General features: G+C 59.8%; 17 protein-coding genes. 10 read left to right on the top strand and 7 right to left on the bottom strand.

Translation table 11 applies throughout. The features are described 5' to 3' along the window. Nucleotides 1-25: 25 nt before the first annotated feature. From alaS to trmD, 5 genes are all read left to right on the top strand, one after another. Nucleotides 26-2,650: an alanine--tRNA ligase gene (gene alaS, locus VF285_RS11675; RefSeq protein WP_346952799.1), complete on the top strand. Its 2,625-nt coding sequence runs from the start codon at nt 26-28 to the stop codon at nt 2,648-2,650. Beyond that, nucleotides 2,647-2,916: a sulfurtransferase TusA family protein gene (locus tag VF285_RS11680; protein ID WP_346952800.1), complete on the top strand. Its 270-nt coding sequence runs from the start codon at nt 2,647-2,649 to the stop codon at nt 2,914-2,916. The genes alaS and VF285_RS11680 overlap by 4 nt, the downstream gene beginning before the upstream one ends. A 178-nt stretch (nt 2,917-3,094) precedes the next feature. After that, on the top strand, nt 3,095-3,355 hold the full coding sequence (rpsP, locus tag VF285_RS11685) for a 30S ribosomal protein S16 (RefSeq protein ID WP_346952818.1): 261 nt from the start codon (nt 3,095-3,097) through the stop codon (nt 3,353-3,355). Between the two features lie 29 nt (nt 3,356-3,384). Continuing rightward, nucleotides 3,385-3,972, top strand: a complete 588-nt coding sequence (gene rimM, locus VF285_RS11690; RefSeq protein ID WP_346952801.1) for a ribosome maturation factor RimM — start codon at nt 3,385-3,387, stop codon at nt 3,970-3,972. Nucleotides 3,973-3,977: 5 nt separating this feature from the next. Next, nucleotides 3,978-4,757 (top strand): tRNA (guanosine(37)-N1)-methyltransferase TrmD, encoded by a 780-nt coding sequence (trmD, locus tag VF285_RS11695; RefSeq protein WP_346952802.1) that lies wholly within the window; start codon nt 3,978-3,980, stop codon nt 4,755-4,757. A 45-nt stretch (nt 4,758-4,802) separates the two neighbouring features. On the opposite strand, the gene VF285_RS11700 is transcribed toward trmD, so the two are convergent. Continuing rightward, nucleotides 4,803-5,744 (bottom strand): PIG-L family deacetylase, encoded by a 942-nt coding sequence (locus VF285_RS11700; RefSeq protein ID WP_346952803.1) that lies wholly within the window; start codon nt 5,742-5,744, stop codon nt 4,803-4,805. A gap of 180 nt (nt 5,745-5,924) precedes the next feature. On the opposite strand from VF285_RS11700, the gene VF285_RS11705 reads away from it, so the two are divergent. From VF285_RS11705 to VF285_RS11715, 3 genes are read left to right on the top strand one after another with little or no spacing between them, the layout of a single operon-like run. After that, nucleotides 5,925-6,605: a hypothetical protein gene (locus VF285_RS11705; RefSeq protein ID WP_346952804.1), complete on the top strand. Its 681-nt coding sequence runs from the start codon at nt 5,925-5,927 to the stop codon at nt 6,603-6,605. Nucleotides 6,606-6,614: 9 nt separating this feature from the next. Then, nucleotides 6,615-7,619, top strand: a complete 1,005-nt coding sequence (locus VF285_RS11710; RefSeq protein WP_346952805.1) for a magnesium and cobalt transport protein CorA — start codon at nt 6,615-6,617, stop codon at nt 7,617-7,619. 32 nt (nt 7,620-7,651) lie between these two features. Next, nucleotides 7,652-8,068: a PAS domain S-box protein gene (locus VF285_RS11715; RefSeq protein WP_346952806.1), complete on the top strand. Its 417-nt coding sequence runs from the start codon at nt 7,652-7,654 to the stop codon at nt 8,066-8,068. A 52-nt stretch (nt 8,069-8,120) separates the two neighbouring features. On the opposite strand, the gene VF285_RS11720 is transcribed toward VF285_RS11715, so the two are convergent. Together VF285_RS11720 and VF285_RS11725 are read right to left on the bottom strand one after the other, a co-directional pair. Then, nucleotides 8,121-9,344, bottom strand: coding sequence for an MFS transporter (locus VF285_RS11720; protein WP_346952807.1), 1,224 nt, complete (start codon nt 9,342-9,344; stop codon nt 8,121-8,123). Next, nucleotides 9,341-9,823: a MarR family winged helix-turn-helix transcriptional regulator gene (locus VF285_RS11725; protein WP_346952808.1), complete on the bottom strand. Its 483-nt coding sequence runs from the start codon at nt 9,821-9,823 to the stop codon at nt 9,341-9,343. Before VF285_RS11725 ends, VF285_RS11720 begins: the two co-directional genes overlap by 4 nt. Nucleotides 9,824-10,048: 225 nt before the next feature. On the opposite strand from VF285_RS11725, the gene VF285_RS11730 reads away from it, so the two are divergent. Further along, nucleotides 10,049-10,795, top strand: a complete 747-nt coding sequence (locus VF285_RS11730; RefSeq protein WP_346952809.1) for an acetoacetate decarboxylase — start codon at nt 10,049-10,051, stop codon at nt 10,793-10,795. 133 nt (nt 10,796-10,928) lie between these two features. Here VF285_RS11730 and VF285_RS11735 read toward each other — a convergent pair whose 3' ends face one another. The 4 genes from VF285_RS11735 to VF285_RS11750 all read right to left on the bottom strand — a co-directional run bounded on the left by VF285_RS11735 (nt 10,929) and on the right by VF285_RS11750 (nt 16,574). Then, nucleotides 10,929-11,852, bottom strand: coding sequence for a hypothetical protein (locus VF285_RS11735; RefSeq protein ID WP_346952810.1), 924 nt, complete (start codon nt 11,850-11,852; stop codon nt 10,929-10,931). A 168-nt stretch (nt 11,853-12,020) separates the two neighbouring features. Beyond that, nucleotides 12,021-13,409 carry a SpoVR family protein gene (locus VF285_RS11740; protein ID WP_346952811.1) on the bottom strand — a complete coding sequence of 463 codons (1,389 nt, stop codon included), beginning with the start codon at nt 13,407-13,409 and terminating at the stop codon, nt 12,021-12,023. 1 nt (nt 13,410) lies between these two features. Beyond that, entirely contained in the window at nt 13,411-14,601 is a 1,191-nt protein-coding gene (locus tag VF285_RS11745) for a DUF444 family protein (protein ID WP_346952812.1), read from the bottom strand. 23 nt (nt 14,602-14,624) lie between these two features. Further along, nucleotides 14,625-16,574: a serine protein kinase gene (locus VF285_RS11750; protein WP_346952813.1), complete on the bottom strand. Its 1,950-nt coding sequence runs from the start codon at nt 16,572-16,574 to the stop codon at nt 14,625-14,627. Between the two features lie 438 nt (nt 16,575-17,012). Here VF285_RS11750 and VF285_RS11755 point away from each other — a divergent pair. After that, a partial coding sequence (locus VF285_RS11755) for a helix-turn-helix domain-containing protein (protein ID WP_346952814.1) occupies nt 17,013-17,208 on the top strand: 196 nt, incomplete at its 3' end.

Here is a 17,208-nt window from a genome sequence, read left to right on the forward strand (position 1 = left end):
TATTTCCTGCGTCGTGAACCCTAGAATGAAAACCTCCGAAATTCGCCAGAAGTTCCTCTCTTTCTTTGAATCCAAAGGGCATCAGGTCGTGGCGTCCTCCCCGTTGGTACCGGCCAATGACCCCACCCTGTTGTTCACCAATGCAGGCATGGTGCAATTCAAGGACGTGTTCACGGGCAAAGAAACGCGTGCCTATCACCGAGCGACGACGGCACAGCGGTGCGTGCGCGCGGGTGGCAAGCACAACGACCTTGAAAATGTCGGCTATACGGCACGGCATCATACTTTCTTTGAAATGCTGGGCAATTTCAGTTTTGGGGATTATTTCAAGCGTGATGCAATCACCTTTGCCTGGACCCTGCTGACTGAAGTGCTGGGGCTTCCCAAAGACAAGCTTTGGGTCACCGTGTACCAGGAAGACGACGAGGCCCACGATATCTGGGAACACGCCATCGGCGTACCGGCGGAACGCATCATCCGCATTGGCGACAACAAAGGTGCCCGTTACGCCTCCGACAATTTCTGGCAAATGGCCGACACCGGACCCTGTGGTCCGTGCTCAGAGATCTTCTATGATCACGGCCCGGAAATCTGGGGCGGGCCTCCGGGGTCTCCTGAAGAAGACGGCGATCGCTATATCGAGATCTGGAATCTCGTGTTCATGCAGTTCGAGCGCGATGCACAGGGGGTCATGCACCCTTTGCCCAAGCCTTGCGTCGATACGGGGATGGGTCTGGAGCGTATTGCAGCCGTCTTGCAGCACGTGCATTCCAATTACGATATAGACCTGTTTCAGCATCTTATCCGTGCGGCCGCCCGTGAAACCGGTGCCACTGATCTGTCCGATAATTCCTTGAAGGTCATTGCCGACCATATCCGAGCCTGCAGTTTTCTGGTGGTAGACGGCGTCATCCCGGGCAACGAGGGACGCGGCTATGTGTTGCGCCGCATTATCCGACGCGCTCTGCGCCATGGCCACAAGCTGGGGCAAAAGGGGCTCTTCTTCCATCGCCTCGTGGCCGACGTCGTAGTGCAGATGGGCGCGGCCTACCCTGAGCTTGCCGCCCAGCAATCGCGCGTCGAGCAGGTGCTGCGCCAAGAAGAAGAACGGTTTGGCGAAACGCTCGAAAACGGCATGCGCATCCTTGAAGCGTCACTGTCGGTGCTGCCGGCAGGGCAGGCACTGGATGGGCAGACACTCTTTGCGCTTTACGACACCTATGGTTTTCCGGTTGATCTGACGGCCGACATTTGCCGCGAGCGCAAGATTCAGGTCGATCTCGAAGGCTTCGAACATGCCATGGCAAAACAGCGTGAGCAGGCACGCGCAGCTGGCAAATTCAAGGCAGCGGCAGGGCTCGAATACGAAGGCACCGAGACGCGCTTTGACGGCTACGAGCGGCTCGATGGCAATGCGACGGTGACGGCGCTGTACGTCGACGGGGCCTCGGTGCCTTCGATCGCCCAGGGCCAGGATGCGGTCGTCGTGCTCGATGCGACACCGTTCTACGCTGAATCGGGGGGGCAGGTGGGCGATACCGGTTTGCTCAGTAACGGCGCGGCACGCTTTCAGGTAGCAGACACGCAAAAGATCCAAAGCCACGTATTTGGCCACCACGGCAACCTCATCGAGGGAACCCTGTCGGTGGGTGACGTGCTGCAGGCGCAAGTAGACGTCGAGCGTCGTGCCGACACGATGCGCAACCACTCGGCTACCCATCTCATGCACAAGGCTTTGCGCCAGGTGTTGGGTGAGCATGTGCGCCAACGAGGCTCCCTGGTCGACCCTGAAAAGACGCGTTTCGACTTTGCGCATGACGCTCCCATGACGGCCGATCAGATCGCACGCGTCGAAGCCATCGTCAATGATCAGGTGCTGGCCAACGTGGCGGTGCAGACGCAGCAGATGGCGTACGACGAGGCCGTTTCGGGTGGTGCGATGGCGCTGTTCGGAGAAAAATACGGTGATGTGGTCCGAGTGCTGGATATCGGCTTTTCGCGCGAGCTCTGCGGGGGGACCCACGTCAGCCGCACGGGCGATATCGGTCTGTTCAAGATCGTGTCCGAAAGCGGCGTAGCAGCCGGTATTCGTCGCGTCGAGGCCATTACCGGGCGCAATTCGGTGGCCTGGGTGCAGCGGACGCAAAATGTATTGCTGCACGCTTCCTCCTTGCTCAAGGCGCAGCCTGAAGCGGTGCCCGAACGGGTGCAGGCCCTGCAGCAGCAGCTCCATGACAGCGAACATGAACTGGCTCGTCTGCAAGAGAAGTTGGCAGCGGCGGCGGGCGCCGATCTCGCGGGGCAGGCCGTTGAAGTCGGCGGTGTCAAACTCCTGACCAAGCGCCTGAATGGCGTAGATCCCAAATCGCTGCGCGGAATGGTGGACCAACTCAAATCACGCCTGCCGAGCGCGGTAATTCTGCTTGCCGCAGTGGCGGATGACAAAATCAGTCTGGTGGCAGGGGTTGGGCCAGAGGTCGGGCCGCGCATCAAGGCGGGCGATCTCGTGGGCGCTGTGGCAGCCCAGGTGGGTGGCAAGGGCGGCGGACGACCGGATATGGCCATGGGGGGCGGCTCAGACGTGGCGGCACTCGACAGTGCTTTGGGGAGTGTGGCATCGTGGCTGTCGGGGCGGTTGGGGACCAAATGATCACCGACGTATCACTTGACTCCTTGCAAGTCGACGAATGGATCGACGCGCAGGGGCTCAATTGCCCCTTGCCGATTTTGCGCACCAAAAAGGCGCTGGCGAAGCTTGCGAGCGGTCAGGTGCTGGCCGTGGTGACCACAGATCCACACGCCGTGGCGGATTTCCAGGCATTCTGCCGCCAGACGGGCAACGCCTTGCTGGCGCAGAACCGGCATTCCGATGCGGCGTCCGATCTTGCGATGGTGCACTACATTCGTCGTCGCTAAAGAGCGCGTGCCTCGTTGGCTCATCCGAATGACTCCGGGCAAGCGCCAGGGCCACTGCACATGCCTCGTGGTGTTTGTTTTGGACTTTCTTTTGCAGAACCCGGTGCGCAACGATTGCGGTGCACAGGGCTGGATGCTAGAATCTTTCGTTTTTCACAGTATTTTCAAAGGACTCTTCATGGTTGTGATTCGTCTGGCTCGCGGTGGCTCGAAGAAGCGCCCCTTTTATAACGTTGTTGCTGCTGATTCCCGTAATCGCCGCGACGGCCGCTTTATTGAACGCGTGGGCTTTTACAACCCGGTTGCTGGCGAAGGCCAGGAAAAGCTTCGCATTGCGCTTGACCGCATTCAGCATTGGGTCGACAACGGTGCCCAGCTTTCTGGCACGGTAGACCGCCTGGTCAAGGAATTCTCGGCAACGGTTTCGGCGGCTGCCTGATTGCCACAGACTGTAGCGCAGTTTGTACGATGACATCCCCGGCCTCGCCTGAGCGGGTGGCCGTTGGGCGGATCGCGTCCGCGCATGGGGTGCGTGGCTGGCTGAAAGTCCAGCCGTATTCCGAGTCCGGTACGGTCCTGCTTTCGGCAAAAGCGTGGTGGTTGACGGCCGCCTCGGCAGTGCAGGGCGCACCGGGTCAGGCACTGCGTGTGTTGGCCTGTCGTGCTGCCGGTCCGCATTTGCTTGCACAACTCGAAGGCATCTCGGATCGTGACGCCGCCCAGGCATTACGTGGGCAGATGATCTGGGTCGACCGGGCTGAGTTTCCCGCAGCAGACCCCGACGAATATTATTGGATCGATCTGATTGGCTGTCGTCTTTATGGCATGTCAGGCGGCTCTTCCGTGTTGTTGGGTGAAGTCGACGAGGTCTTCGACAATGGAGCGCACGCCGTACTCCAGGTAGTGCTGGGCGACCTGAACGATTCTTCGTTTTGTCCAAGTCTGGGTCGTGACGGGAGGCCTCAACACACTTTGATTCCTTTCGTGGCCGCACACGTACAGCGCGTCGATCTACAGTCTCGCCGTATCGACACGGACTGGCCGGCCGATTTCTGAGCCCTATGCGCTTCGATCTCATCACGTTGTTTCCTCCGATGTTTGCGGCGGTGCGAGATCTTGGCATCACCGGGCGTGCGCATGCGCATGGCCTGTGGTCCCTGGTGACCTGGAACCCCCGCGATTTCACGCACGACTTGCATCGAACGGTGGACGACCGTCCCTATGGCGGGGGGCCTGGCATGGTCATGATGGCGGAGCCGCTGGCGCAGGCCGTCGAGGCGGCTCGTCTGGCGCGCCTGGAGGCGGGTGCTGACGCGGAAGGTGCGTCTGCCCCTGTCGTGCTGCTTTCTCCAGTGGGTCACGTGCATACCCAGGCTGCTGCGCAAGCCTGGTCGCAGGGAACTGGTGCCATTCTGATATGCGGCCGCTATGAAGGGGTAGACCAGCGTTTCATTGACCGCTATGTGACCCAGCAGGTGTCACTCGGAGACTTTGTGCTCTCGGGGGGAGAACTCGGTGCCATGGTGCTGCTCGACAGCGTGGTACGCCTGTTGCCCGGGGCTTTGCATGATGCCGAATCTGCCGTGCAGGATTCGTTCAGCCCCACGCTTGATGGGCTCCTGGACAGCCCTCATTACACCCGTCCCGAGGTTTGGCGTGAAGATCCGGTGCCTGCGCCTCTTCTTTCCGGGCATCATGCCCATATCGCTGCGTGGCGGCGCGAGCGGTCGCTGGCGTTGACGGCCACCCACAGACCCGACTTGATTGAGGCTGCCCGAGACTCTGGCCGCCTGAGCGCAGGCGATGAGCGCCTTTTGCACGACCGTTCGCACAAATCCTGAATGGTCTGCGGGGGGCCTGCGCCCTGCAGTCGGTGATCTCTGGGGTTAGCGTTCGGCCGTGGCCGTTGCTCGACTGCTGTTGACCGTGTATTGCCGGCTTACCCATTTGGCTTCCGGGCCGCGCACTTCAGCGCATTGGGACGGGTCAGGGCAGTAGTGATGGTCGTCACGCATGTAGCGCAGGAAAATAGCCGTCTTGCGGCGGGTCTGAGCAGGGCTCAGGTTGGTAGGGCGTTCCTGGCTAGGGTAATCGAGATAGGCAATCTGGGTGTAGAGGCCCGGTGCAATCGCCATGGCGTCGTCCATCAAGTGCGCGCTGGCGATGTGGTCCGGGTGGTCGTGTCCTTTGCACTTCCAGCAAAGTGCCTGGTAAGCGACCGTGATCGTGGGGTCCATCGTGCGCACGACCTGCGGTTGTTCGGCCTGTATCAGGCTGGCCAAGAGCGAAACCAATTGCGTGCGTGTATACGTTTCCCGGTAAGGCCCATAAGACTGAACGTGGGTGCCTGGGACGGATTCCAGGCGGCTGAGCGGAGTAAGGCTCCCCCAACCGGGGCCGAGCCAGGGGTCCGGGATGCGCAACATGATCAGCTGGACGCGCGGATTGTCATGCAGCGTGTGGCGAACGAGCGATCGCCCATCGACATGCAGCGCGTCCGTTGTCCAGATATCGGGCACTTTGGCCATGGCTGCATAGGCGGCCATGATGCCGCGCTCCCGCTGCTGCAGGTAGGGCAGGCCTTCGCCCCGGTCTCCTGCTGTGAGGTACACCGTGCGAACGCATTGCCCCTGCGTGATGGCCGTCTGTTGATCCGGGTTCATGAAGAGCAAATCGTCGTCGGTGTGTGCTACCACGGCCAAGACGCTGCCAGCCGAACAGCCTTCCATCCCTGTGGTGGCTCCCCAGACGGGGGCCCCGGACAGGCCACCCATAGCCAGAAGCACTGACAGCAGTGTTCTGACTGCGAGGGGAACGTATTTCGTCATGGATGTGCACAGTCTGTTGCGAGTGGGTGCGACGAATTTACTACGGTCGAGTGATCTTGTGCTGGGAGAGCCAGAGTTTTGAGGCAAAATCCAGACACATCTGAGCAGTGGCCCGGCTTGCTTCGAAGTCGTTTGAGCCGCTATTGTTGAGGCCCGATCTAAATTTTTTGGAGTGCGTGCATGCGCTGGGTGGCGAGTGGTGTGCTGATGGTGTGTTGTATGGCGTCCACAGGAGCGTGGGCTGCCGGCGTGGCCACGGTCAAGACGGGGGATCGAACGGTCACCGTGTCGTTCGCGGGGGCCGATGCCCGTGTCGATATCTCGGGCACCCAGGGTGGGTATTTGTTGCTGCAAGGAGACCGGGTCTATTCAGTGACAAACGTCAATGGTCAGCCCTTGGTACTTGATGCTCAGAGTGCGGCGGGTCTGCTGGGCGGCGGCTTGCATACCTCAACCGACATGATCCAATCGCTGACGCGGCTTGCGGCCACCGGTGCGCATGAAACCGTGGCGGGGCAGCCCGGAGACGTCTACAGCGTGACGTATCGGGACGTGCAAGGCCGCACGCATACCGGGCGAGGGGTGCTGGGGTCTCAGGCGACAGTTCGCGAGTTGACGCAGGTTCTAGGCCATATGGCGATTTTGCTGCAGAGTGCTGGCCGTCAGCCGGTCAGTGGTACGCAACAGGTCCTGGATGCCCTCAATCAGCGCGGCATGGGGCTTCTGGCGTACGAAGGCCAGTATCGGGTCGAGCGTATCTCGTCGGCGGCGCCGGCGCCGGGCACCTTGAGCTTGCCGGCGCAGCCCACGCAGTTGCCCGGCAACTTGGGGCAACTCCTGCAGGGACTGACCCCTCGTTAGGAGCTCAAGATGCCTTCGAGTGTGTCAGTTCGAACTCTTTTCCAACGGTGTGCGGTGGCCTCGGCCCATTACGATGCAGACCGAAGCCCACGTGACGTTGATCTGAACGATCTTGGCTCAGCGGCGACTGCCTGCAAGGGCTTGTTGTGGGTGGGGCTCAAGGACCCTGAGGATGCCTTGCTGAGAGAGGTCGGCGATCGTTTGGGGCTCCCTGGGCGGGCCACAGAAGAAGTACTGGCCGTGCATCGTCGACCCAAAATTGTGGAATACGATCAACTGACCCTGATTGTCGCGATTCCGGTTGAGGTGAGTCGTGAGCGGCCCAGTTTCGGCGAGCTGCAGTTGTGGATAGGACCGGGGTACATTTTGACCATCCGCCGGCGTTCCGAGAGCTCCTACGGCGAACTGCGCAGTCTTTTGACGGAATCGCCAGATTTTCAAGGCCGTGGCAGTGATTTTGTCGCCTCTGCCTTGCTGGATCTGTTGGCGGATCGGTATGTCGAGTCGCTCGAGCACCTCGAGGCCCTGGTCGAGGCGGTAGAGCATCAGTTTTTACTGCGCGGCTTTCGCGAAGCCGACATCCGAAGCCTGTACCGGTATCGGCGTGATTTGCTCCGGGTACAGGCGGCAATTGCCCCGCTCACCGAAATCTGTCGCCGCATGGCACATGTGGAAACTCGCAACATCGGAGTGGCAAGCCGCGCCTATTTTGCCGAAATCGGCGATCGCATTCAACGTGTGACAGAATCGGTCTCGGGCTTGCGTGAGGCGCTGGCCTTTGCCTTCGAGGCCAGCATGATGATTGGTCAGATGCAGCAGACTGACATTACTCGCAAGTTGGCGGCGTGGGCTGGCATCCTGGCTGTACCCACTGCGGTCGCGGGCATCTACGGCATGAACTTTCACGATATGCCCGAGCTTAGCTGGTCTTACGGTTACCCAGCCATGCTGGGGGGCACCTTGGGCGTGTGCTTGTTGCTGTACTGGAGGTTCAAGAGAATCCGGTGGTTATGACAGTGTGCCCGGGAACCGGGCGAGGGGTGGTAATGGCGGAAGCAGCAGGATTGGCAGAGTGGATCATCGATCAGACGACGGATGCGCTTATCTATGCCGACCGAGCGGGCGACATTCGCCGCTGGAACCCGGCGGCGGCGTTGCTGTTTGGTTTTTCTCAAGAAGAAGCGATTGGCCAGAATTTGAACCTGATCATCCCTGAGCATTTGCGAGATGCCCATTGGGCAGGGTTCGACGCTGCCATGGAGCGGGGTCAGCTCAAGCTGGGTGGGCGCCCCACGCTGACGCGAGGGTTACGTAAGGACGGGCGTCGGCTTTACGTCGAGATGACTTTTGCGCTGGTCAAGGACCCCGCAGGGCAGGCGGTAGGTGCGGTGGCCATGGCTCGTGACGTGACTGCACGAACTGAAGCCGAGCGCGCAGCTCGCAAGGCGTCGTCGGGCCAATAACCATCCTTACCGTAGTCCTGAGTCCTCGGCGCTCCCCTGCAATTCGGCCCGTTCAGGCGTGCTCTGTGGCGAGGGCTGACGCAGCAGCGGGCCTAGTGCTCAGTGGAATCTCATGGCCTGGCTGGTGATCGATGTGGCGCAGGTGCTTGCGGCTTGCTATCAGCACAGAAGCGCCCAGCAGCACGGCGGCGGCGCCAACCCAATACGGGACGTGGTCATTGATCGTTTCACCCAGATAGCCTGCCAACCAGGGTGCAATGGCGCCCCCGCTGAAACGCACGAAGCTGTAGGCAGCCGAAGCCACGCCGCGCTCCACGGGCGCAGCTTTCATGACGGTTTCCGTCACCAAGGTATTGTTGATGCCCAGGAACAGGCCTGCCACGACCACGCCGGCCACCAGGACCGCCTTCTCGTCAGTCCAGATCGCCATGGCCATCAGGACTGCAGCGAAACCGATGAGGGCGAGGAGGATGGATGGCAACGTGCCAAAAACGCTCTGAAGCCGAGGGGCGACGATGACCGACGCAAATGCCAGAGCAAGCCCCCAGCCGAAGAACACCAGCCCGACTTCGCGAGCGCTCATGTTCAGCGGGAACGGCGTGTAGGCCAGCAAAGTGAAAAAACCGAAATTGTAGAGCAGTGCCGTGATGGCAATGCCCAGCAGACCTCGGTGGCGGAGGGCGCGAAAAGGGTCCTTCAGCGAACTGGGCTTGGGTTTTGTGGTCGACTTGGGCAGAAGGAGTACAGTGACGATGAACGCCAGTGCCATCAGGACGGACACGCCAAAGAATGGGCCACGCCACGAAATGGCGCCCAGCACTCCGCCGATGAGCGGACCAGCGGCGATGCCGACGCCCAGTGCCGCCTCATAGAAGATGATGGCGTCGCGCACCGAACTCCGTGAGGCAGAGACGATGGCGGCGAGCGCCGTCGCTACAAAAAGAGCGTTGCCCAGGCCCCAGACGGCGCGGTAGCCAACGATGGCGCCGATGGAATCGGACAATCCTGCGAGACCGGCACCGGCAATGATGACGAGGAGCCCAATGAGCAATGTCAGCTTGACGCCCAGGCGGCTGGACACGGCGCTGGTGATCAGCATGGCCAGACCCATGACTGCCATGTAGCTCGTGAACAGCAGCGACGTCTGGGATGGTGTGGCTCCGAGCGAATCTGCGATGGGCTTCAGAATGGGGTCCACCAACCCGATCCCCATGAAGGCAATGACGCAGGAGAAGGCCACGGCGAGTACGGCTTTGGGTTGATGCAACAAATTCATGGTTTTCGGGGGTCCTGTGAAGAGGCTGCCTGCGGATAGGCCGCCGCCAGCAATTGTGAAAGTGCGTGCACCGCTTCTCGCAATGCCTGCTGGTCGTGCGTGCCGAGTTGGTGAATCAGGGATTCGATGGTTGCGGCGCGATCGCTTCGCACGCGTGTCAGCACCTCGTGTCCCTGGCCCGTGAGGGAGATCCAGGTGACGCGTGCGTCCTCTTTGGATGGGGTGCGCTGGATGAAGCCCTGTTGCTGCAATCGGTGGACTTGGGCCGTCATGGTAGGCTGGCTGCAGTGTTCTGCCCGCGCCAGGTCGCTGATGCACGTGGTGCCCAGTCCGTCGATTTGCGATAGAACGCGCGCCTGTGCAGGCGGAAGGGGCCAGGCCGTGTGGTGGTTGGCCCAGCGATTGAGGCGCACGACAACATCCAGAAGCCTGGCTCCGATGGCGTCAGCCTTGGAGGGATCGGGTGAGAAAGCAGTCATGGAGTTAATTACTTAGCCTATCTAAATATTTTATCGCCGGCCTGCTGCTTGAGCAGGCGAGATTGAACTGTCTTCCCATATCTTGGTCCATCTTTATGGCAGGGCGTGTCATCTGTGCAACGGTTGTCGTGCGATGCGTGCTTGCCGCCCTTGAGTGTCCAGTCCGTCATCGACGCGTGTCGTGGTTCGGTGGGGGGGCTGGCCTATTCCGACAGGAGATTTGGAATGAATGAAAAAGATGTCCGTGCCAATGCGTGGGCCATGCCGCTTACCAGTCCGATCTATCCTCGGGGGCCTTATCGTTTCATGCGTAGGGAGTTTCTGGTGATCAGCTATCGAACGGACCCGGGCTTGTTGAACGCGGTCGTGCCTGCGCCGCTTCAACCGGCCGGAGAAAACATCGTCAAGATGGAGTTCATCCGCATGCCTGATTCGACGGGGTTTGGTGACTACACCGAGTCCGGGCAGGTGATCCCGGTGACATATCAGGGCAAGCAGGGCACCTACTCTCACAACATGTTTCTCAATGACGATGCCCCGATTGCGGGGGGACGCGAAATCTGGGGCTTTCCAAAGAAGCTCGCCAACCCGTCGCTGAAGGTTGACAAAGACGTGCTGATCGGGACCTTGGATTACGGCAGTATCCGAGTAGCGATCGGCACCATGGGTTACAAGCATCGCCCGTTCGACGAGGACAAGGCGCTGGCGGCCGTCACGGGTGACAACTATTTGCTGAAGATCATTCCGCATGTGGATTGCACGCCACGGGTCTGCGAACTCGTGCGCTATCGCTGCCATGACGTGACCATCCATGGCGCCTGGCAGGGGCCGGCTGCGCTGCAGCTTTTTGAACATGCGCTGGCGCCCGTGGCGCGTCTGCCGGTGCTGGAAGTCGTCGGTGCGGTGCACATTTTGACCGACCTCACACTGGGCTTGGGCGAGGTGGTGCACGATTATCTTGCCAGTCGCTAGAGAAAGGCTGCAGGGCCTGTTGCCGATGGTGGCGACTTCCGAGCCTCCTCAGCAGGCCTCTATGTTCTCAGCAGAGGGCCGGTATGCTCATGAAAGATGTGCAATGTATCACCTTGGAGGTCCTCACTGAGGCTCAAAGCCCTACCGTGACCGGCGCGATCATGCCCAGCTCGAAGTGTGGCTTCCCAGTCTTGGTATCGGGCACGAAACAAACGGCAAAGTAATCCCCTGCCTGGAGGTCCAGCATGGCCCAGTTTATGGCGCCAGGGCTCATCGGGGCAGCTCCTGCGACAGCGACGAATGGTACTGACGGTACAGGCGCTTTGGCCGATGGCGGAGGGGCCATCAGAATTGCCTTGGCTTGATTGAAGGAAATGCCTCGTGCAAGGCGGCTGAGTATCATTTCGTGCAGCTGCGGGCTGGTATTCACGACTTTCCAAAGGTGCTTGCCCGCTTTGATTTGCCGTGGCAGGTTGCTGAAGGAGAAGTCGAGCAGGTCGATGGTGAGATCTGCCCGCGGGGTGCTTTCGGCCTTTGCCACGCCCGTCACCGTCAAAGGCGCCAGCATGCCCATCTTGTAGTGGGCCATGCCCTGTGCGTCAGGGACAATGCAGATCACCATGTATTCACCCGGGGTCAGATCCATGATCACAGTGGAGGCCTTGCCGTGATCGATGCTGCCCGGGCCGCCGGCTGACGATGATATGGCAAACAGTGCTGGAAGGTCTTCGTGCTTCGCCGCATTCATGAATTCCGCAACTGTCGTGCCCGGATTCAGCCGCATGAACATGGCGTGATGCTCTTCGGAACCCTCGTTGTACAGGGTAATCTCTGTGTAGCCGCAGGGGACGCTTCCGGGCAGTTCGAAGGCATAGTCTTTGGCTACAACCTTTAGCCTGCGGCGGTTCGTGGCGTGTGCTTCGGCTGCAAGTGCGCTGTGGCCGGTAAGTATCGTTGATAGCCCGGCTGCCCCGATCCCCTGGAGTATTGCCCGGCGGGTCAGCGCCGGGTAGCAGCGGTCCGTGCACTGTGGTGCTTCGTTGCTGTCGGTAGCCATTTCAACCCCTGATGAGTTTGCTTTGTAAAGTGCGTTGCGACTCGTGTGGCGACAGCATTCAACACTCGGCAGGACACTCGAGCTAAGGCAAAAGTCTGTGCTTTCAGTCCTTCAATGTCAATCTACGCCTGCTCGCATCCTGAGGGCGGCCGGTGCCCAGGCCGCGGTTCACCCGGCCGTGAGCGTCTGTGGGCTGCCTTTGGCATCCACGGTCTCCAGTGCGACCCGACGGCGCCAGACCGGGGCGATGTATTCCAGTACCTTTTGTGCCCGTTCCAGGTCCAGGCCCCGGCCGTCTGCTACGGCGTCCTGGCGTAACAGCAGGCTGCCATCGTTGCTCAGGTCGACGGCGTAGACGTGAGGCGCCCCAAAATTGAATTTGGGTTCGATCAGCCGCTCCTTGAGCGTACTCAGCGTGCTTTCTTCGATTTGTACGCGAGTGCCCGTATTGGGGTCGTCCGTGACGCGATAATTGAGCAGTTGCAACTGTTCGACCAGGGCCTCATCCAAGTGGTTGCGGATAAAGCTGAAATCGTCTTCATCCTCGCGGATACGCAGAGCGGTGTCCAAGCCTTCTTTCTCGATGATGTGTTCCCACATCGAAAAGCCGATGTGATAGGGATTCAGGCTTAGAGAGACCTCTTTTTCCGTGGCGTAGGGCCGTATCACGTCGGAATGGGACTTGATGGCTTCCAGGTAAAGGTCGTTCGGTAAAAAATTGGCTTCTCGCAGCAGTCGGGCGTGCCAGTAGCTGGCCCAGCCTTCGTTCATGATCTGGCAGGCGAACACAGGGTAGAAATAAAAAGATTCTTCACGCACAGCCAGAAAAATGTCTCGTTCCCAGCCTTCCATGTCGGGCGCGTAGCGCGCGATGAACCAGAGAAGATCGGATTCGGGGTAGGGAGGAATGGGAGCACGTTGGCGCTGCGGCACCGGGGGGGCTTGCTCGCCGGGCAATGCGGCGTAGCGTGCACGGAATCCGGTAGGTCTGCCGGCACTGGGCTTTCTGTGGGTGGGGTAATCCGGCCGGTGAATGGGTTGATCCGCATCAATATGCTGCTCCAACGCAAGCGCTGCATCGAGCACGGCCTCGACGCGGGTTTGTCCGTGTTCTTCAATGGCCGTCTGGATGTGGTGAGCGCGTTCTGCAGTCTCGGTAACGATGTGGTAACCCACTTGTTGTTGCATGCGTGCGAACAGCGCGTTGTTTCTTGAAAAGTCGGCATGCCCCAGCACGTGAGCCGTGACCAGCGCATTCTGGGCCAGGCCGTTGTCGGTAACCAGGTAGGCGCGATTGGGATTGCCGGGAAACACCACTTCGAAGATGTGGGAGCCCCCCATGCGATGCTGCACGTGCTGGTGGATGTAGCGTACGCCGAACGACCAGTGCGGCATGCGGATAGGCAGTCCGTAAATGGCCACTTCCATCATGAAGGTATTGGGGACCAGTTCAAAGTCCACCGGATCGAAGGTCAGCCCGTCGCGGAGGGCAAGTTTTTCGATCTTGGGCATGTAGTGGGTTAGCGTCTCGAGCTCTTGGGGATGTGCGGCGCGCATGTCAGGCCTCCCGATCTGTGAGGGCGGCAGATTCGCGCTGGAAGAAGCGCCGCACTGCGTTCCAGACGTCGCTGCGTTCGTGCACCGTGTAGATGCTGGCCGGATAGTTGCGCGACTCCAGCGATTGGAACAGGCGCCCCATTTCGGACAGCCCTGATTCGTGGGGGTTCTGGGGCGTTTCCACGAACCCCATGAAATTCACGGTGTCGCCCAGCCGACACAGCAGTTTGTCTGCGAGGTCGCTGTCATCGGCGAAATTTTCGCCGTCTGAGGCGTAGAACAGGTAATGGTTGTAGCGGCGGGTTGGATAACGTTTGTCAAAAATGTCCAAGGCTAACTGGAAGGCACTGGAGGCCGTGGTTCCCCCGGTGGCGGTTACTTGAAAAAACTCTTCTTCGGTGAATTCCCATGCCTGGTCGGTGTGCGCGATGAAGATGATTTCCAATGTGCTGTCGTATTGCCTGCGCAGCCCCTGCACGACCCAGAAGAAGAACGATTTGGCGAGCTTGCGGCGCTCTTCATCCATGGACCCCGAGACGTCCAGCACCAGGGCGACCACCGCATCGGTAGCAGGGCGCTGGCGCCTGGCGAGCTGACGAAACCTCAGATCTTCATCCGAGAACGGAGCAGCGCCCTTTGGTTGAGCATGACGACGCTTGATGGCCTCTTTGAGTGTCATGCGCCGGTCGAGCCGAGAAATGGGACCGTGCCGGCTCCAGCCTTCCCGGACGAGATCTTCGTCGCGTAGCGCATCACTTGTCCGTGGCTTAAGGTCGGGCAGATGCAGTTCTTCCCAGATCCAGTCCACGATGTCTTCGATCTTTAGCTCGATCAGGAACCGAAGCTCGCCCCCCCCGCCGCCCCCGGCACCAGCGTGGCCATTGCCTTGCCCCTGGTCTTGCTGATAGACGTCATTGGGCCGCCCACCTCCCTGACCGACGCCGGATTCCTCATTGCGTGGACTCAGCCGGAACCGGTAGTGCTCCAGGAAATGAACCGGGATCTGCACGGTGTGACTGGAGGGGCGACTCAGGATGTCGGCTCCTGCGATCATCTCCGGAAGCTGATCGCGGACTGCCTCTCGTATTTTTTCGTTATGTCGCAGCCAGTCGCGCGCACCGCGCGAGAACAGGTCATACCAACGGTGTGCGTGCGCCAGGTTGGACAGCTGCCGATAAGCGGGCTTGGTCATGATGACGACCTTGCATGCCTTGACTACTCTTGCGCCAGCAATGTGGTCACGTAGTTGAGCGCTTCGTGCGCACTGTGTGCGTCGTAGCCGTAATCGTTGACCAGGCGCTCTTCGACTGCCGAAATCTTTTTCAGGGTTTCGGTGTCAGCTCGTGTGCTGGAGGTGACCAGACGCAAGACGTCGCGGCGCTCCTCGAACAGGTACTGCTCTATGGCTTCTCTCAGCCGAGCATGCTCTGCCAGCGTGAATTTGGCCCCTCGCTTGTAGGCTGCCAGCGCTTTGCGCACGATTTCCTGCCGAAATGAGGTTTTGCCGGAGTCTGAAATGCCGATCTTGGTTTCCACGCTGCGCAGAAATCTTTCGTCGGCGTCGCGTTCTTCCCCGGTGATCGGGTCGGCGATCTTGCGGCTTTCCAGCACGGCTTCGACTTCATCGAGGTACTTGTCCAGGAGCTCCTCAGCCTCGTCCTGAAATGATACGAACAGCGCCTTGTGGACGTCTTCCTTGACCCAGCGGTTGTAGAAGTCCTTGCGGGTGGTGACGAGGAAATCCGTCCATTGTTTCTTGAGCTTGGCGTCCATGCGTGCATCGAGCTCGATGGCGTCCTTGAGCGCGAGCAGCACTTCCATTGCAGTCAGACTCTTGCTTTCCGATTGGCTGATGGCGCCGGCCAGGGCATTGACGATGAAGCGGGGTGACACTCCGTCCATGCCTTCGTCGGGTTGTTCACGCATGATGCGTTCTGCCTCGGCGTCTGAAACCCCCTCGACGGCCTCATGAGCGTGGATACGCAATTTTTTGCTCAGATCCAGATCGGCGCGTTCGGATGTTTTCAGCCGGGTCAGAATGGCAAAGACGGCTGCTACTTGCAGCGCGTGCGGGTCCAGGTGAACCTGCGTAAACGATGGCGTCGACGAGGTGAGCTTGTGGTAGATGCGGGCTTCATCGGTGTAGCACAGGGTATAGGGCACCTGCACGATCACCATCCGGTCGAGCAAGGCCTCGTTCTCCTTCTCTTGCAGGAAGCGGCGAAACTCGGCCATGTTGGTATGCGCCACGATGGTCTCGTCGATATAGATCAGTGGAAAGCGCGAGACCTTGACAACCTGTTCCTGCGTCAGGGTCAGCAACAGATACAGAAACTCGCGCTTGACCTTCAGGATCTCGATCATTTCCAGAAGCCCGCGATTACCGGCATAGACGGCACCGGACCACGACCACGCGCGCGGATCGCCTTCGTCACCGTATTCAGCAACCTTGGACAGGTCGACCGAGCCTACGAGGTCTGCAATGTCAGCCGTCGTGGGGTCGTGTGGTGCGTAGGTTCCTACTGCGTTGCGGCCCGCCTCGTCGATGAAGATACGGTGCACAGGCACACGCGCGAAATCCCCCTGGTATTTCTCGTCGAGCAGGGCACGGGTGAAGGGTGACATTTCGCCACTGAGAGCAACACCGTAGGTTTCCTTGAATTCTGCCTGCTTGCCGTGAGGAATCAGAAGTAGTGGCGACTCTTGAATCGGGCTTTCCTGGATGGCGTAGAGCGCTCCTTCGTCTGTATGGCTATAAGCTTCGAGGCCACGCTTGAGCAATGTCACCAGGCTAGATTTGCCGCCGGACGGTGGCCCCAGCAAAAGTAGCAAGCGGCGGCCCACCTCAGAGCCCTCACTGGCCGCCTTGAAGTAATTGGCCACGCGCTCGAGCGCCTGATCGATGCCGAATAACTCGTCCTGGAACAGCTTGTAGCGTGTGGTGCCACTTAGCTTTTGGGTTTCCAGGCCTTGCCAGGAGATCATGTCCCAGATGTATTGGTGGCTGGATCGTGCGGCTCGCGCAGGGTCGTCCGCGACGATGGTGCGCAGATAGTCGCTGAATGTGCCTTCCCACTGCTGGGCTTGCTGCTTGCGCGAATAGTCTGCCAGCGATTCGACAAATTCAGAACGGTTGTGCCCTGTTTCTTGAATGCGATTGCTCACGGCTGTTCTCCAGACGTGGGGCTGGGTGACCTGCTGGCGTAGGCTACGTATTGAGGGGTCGGCGTCGGTGGTGACTCAACCTCGAAATGTCCAACTATAGGTTGGACGCATTTTGGGAGTGGAAGTTCAGTAGAGAGGATCGCCCAAAACAAAACGCCCGACAGAGAACTGTCAGGCGGTTGTTCTGGTGGAGACGAGGAGGATCGAACTCCCGACCTTCGCATTGCGAATGCGTTTTGGCACCTAGCGGGAAACACGAAGAACCGCATAAACACACGCTTTTCCATACCCAGCGTTCCCGAATTTTACCCCGATTTACTGGGCCGATTGTGCCAATTGTGCCAAGGAGCTGTGCCGCGAACGTGAGCTCAAAGTAGGTGCCGGTATCCAGGTGCTATACCTAAAGCAGCCGACTTGGTTGCTAACCCTGGAACCTACATGAACCGCTCTCCAGCTATCGGCCTTCAGCCACTCCTCACCGCTGCACAGGCGGCCCCGCTTTTGGGGCTGGCTTTGCAGACCATTTACAACCGCGTTAGCAGTGGAGGCGATCTGCCGCCCGTGATCTATGTAGGCGATAAGCATCACGGCAAGCGGCCACGGCTACGCTTTGATCCAGATGATATTGCGTTGT

It is taken from the genome of Castellaniella sp. (assembly GCF_036379515.1).
Lineage (GTDB): Bacteria > Pseudomonadota > Gammaproteobacteria > Burkholderiales > Burkholderiaceae_B > Castellaniella.

What these genes read in the sequence shown, in the direction of transcription:
- VF285_RS11725 (WP_346952808.1), bottom strand. Translation starts at nt 9,823, where the DNA reads ATGACTGCTTTCTCACCCGATCCCTCCAAGGCTGACGCCATCGGAGCC.
- rpsP (WP_346952818.1), top strand. Translation starts at nt 3,095, where the DNA reads ATGGTTGTGATTCGTCTGGCTCGCGGTGGCTCGAAGAAGCGCCCCTTT.
- alaS (WP_346952799.1), top strand. Translation starts at nt 26, where the DNA reads ATGAAAACCTCCGAAATTCGCCAGAAGTTCCTCTCTTTCTTTGAATCC.
- VF285_RS11730 (WP_346952809.1), top strand. Translation starts at nt 10,049, where the DNA reads ATGAATGAAAAAGATGTCCGTGCCAATGCGTGGGCCATGCCGCTTACC.
- VF285_RS11715 (WP_346952806.1), top strand. Translation starts at nt 7,652, where the DNA reads ATGGCGGAAGCAGCAGGATTGGCAGAGTGGATCATCGATCAGACGACG.
- VF285_RS11745 (WP_346952812.1), bottom strand. Translation starts at nt 14,601, where the DNA reads ATGACCAAGCCCGCTTATCGGCAGCTGTCCAACCTGGCGCACGCACAC.
- VF285_RS11680 (WP_346952800.1), top strand. Translation starts at nt 2,647, where the DNA reads ATGATCACCGACGTATCACTTGACTCCTTGCAAGTCGACGAATGGATC.
- VF285_RS11710 (WP_346952805.1), top strand. Translation starts at nt 6,615, where the DNA reads ATGCCTTCGAGTGTGTCAGTTCGAACTCTTTTCCAACGGTGTGCGGTG.
- trmD (WP_346952802.1), top strand. Translation starts at nt 3,978, where the DNA reads ATGCGCTTCGATCTCATCACGTTGTTTCCTCCGATGTTTGCGGCGGTG.
- rimM (WP_346952801.1), top strand. Translation starts at nt 3,385, where the DNA reads ATGACATCCCCGGCCTCGCCTGAGCGGGTGGCCGTTGGGCGGATCGCG.
- VF285_RS11735 (WP_346952810.1), bottom strand. Translation starts at nt 11,852, where the DNA reads ATGGCTACCGACAGCAACGAAGCACCACAGTGCACGGACCGCTGCTAC.
- VF285_RS11700 (WP_346952803.1), bottom strand. Translation starts at nt 5,744, where the DNA reads ATGACGAAATACGTTCCCCTCGCAGTCAGAACACTGCTGTCAGTGCTT.
- VF285_RS11740 (WP_346952811.1), bottom strand. Translation starts at nt 13,409, where the DNA reads ATGCGCGCCGCACATCCCCAAGAGCTCGAGACGCTAACCCACTACATG.
- VF285_RS11720 (WP_346952807.1), bottom strand. Translation starts at nt 9,344, where the DNA reads ATGAATTTGTTGCATCAACCCAAAGCCGTACTCGCCGTGGCCTTCTCC.
- VF285_RS11705 (WP_346952804.1), top strand. Translation starts at nt 5,925, where the DNA reads ATGCGCTGGGTGGCGAGTGGTGTGCTGATGGTGTGTTGTATGGCGTCC.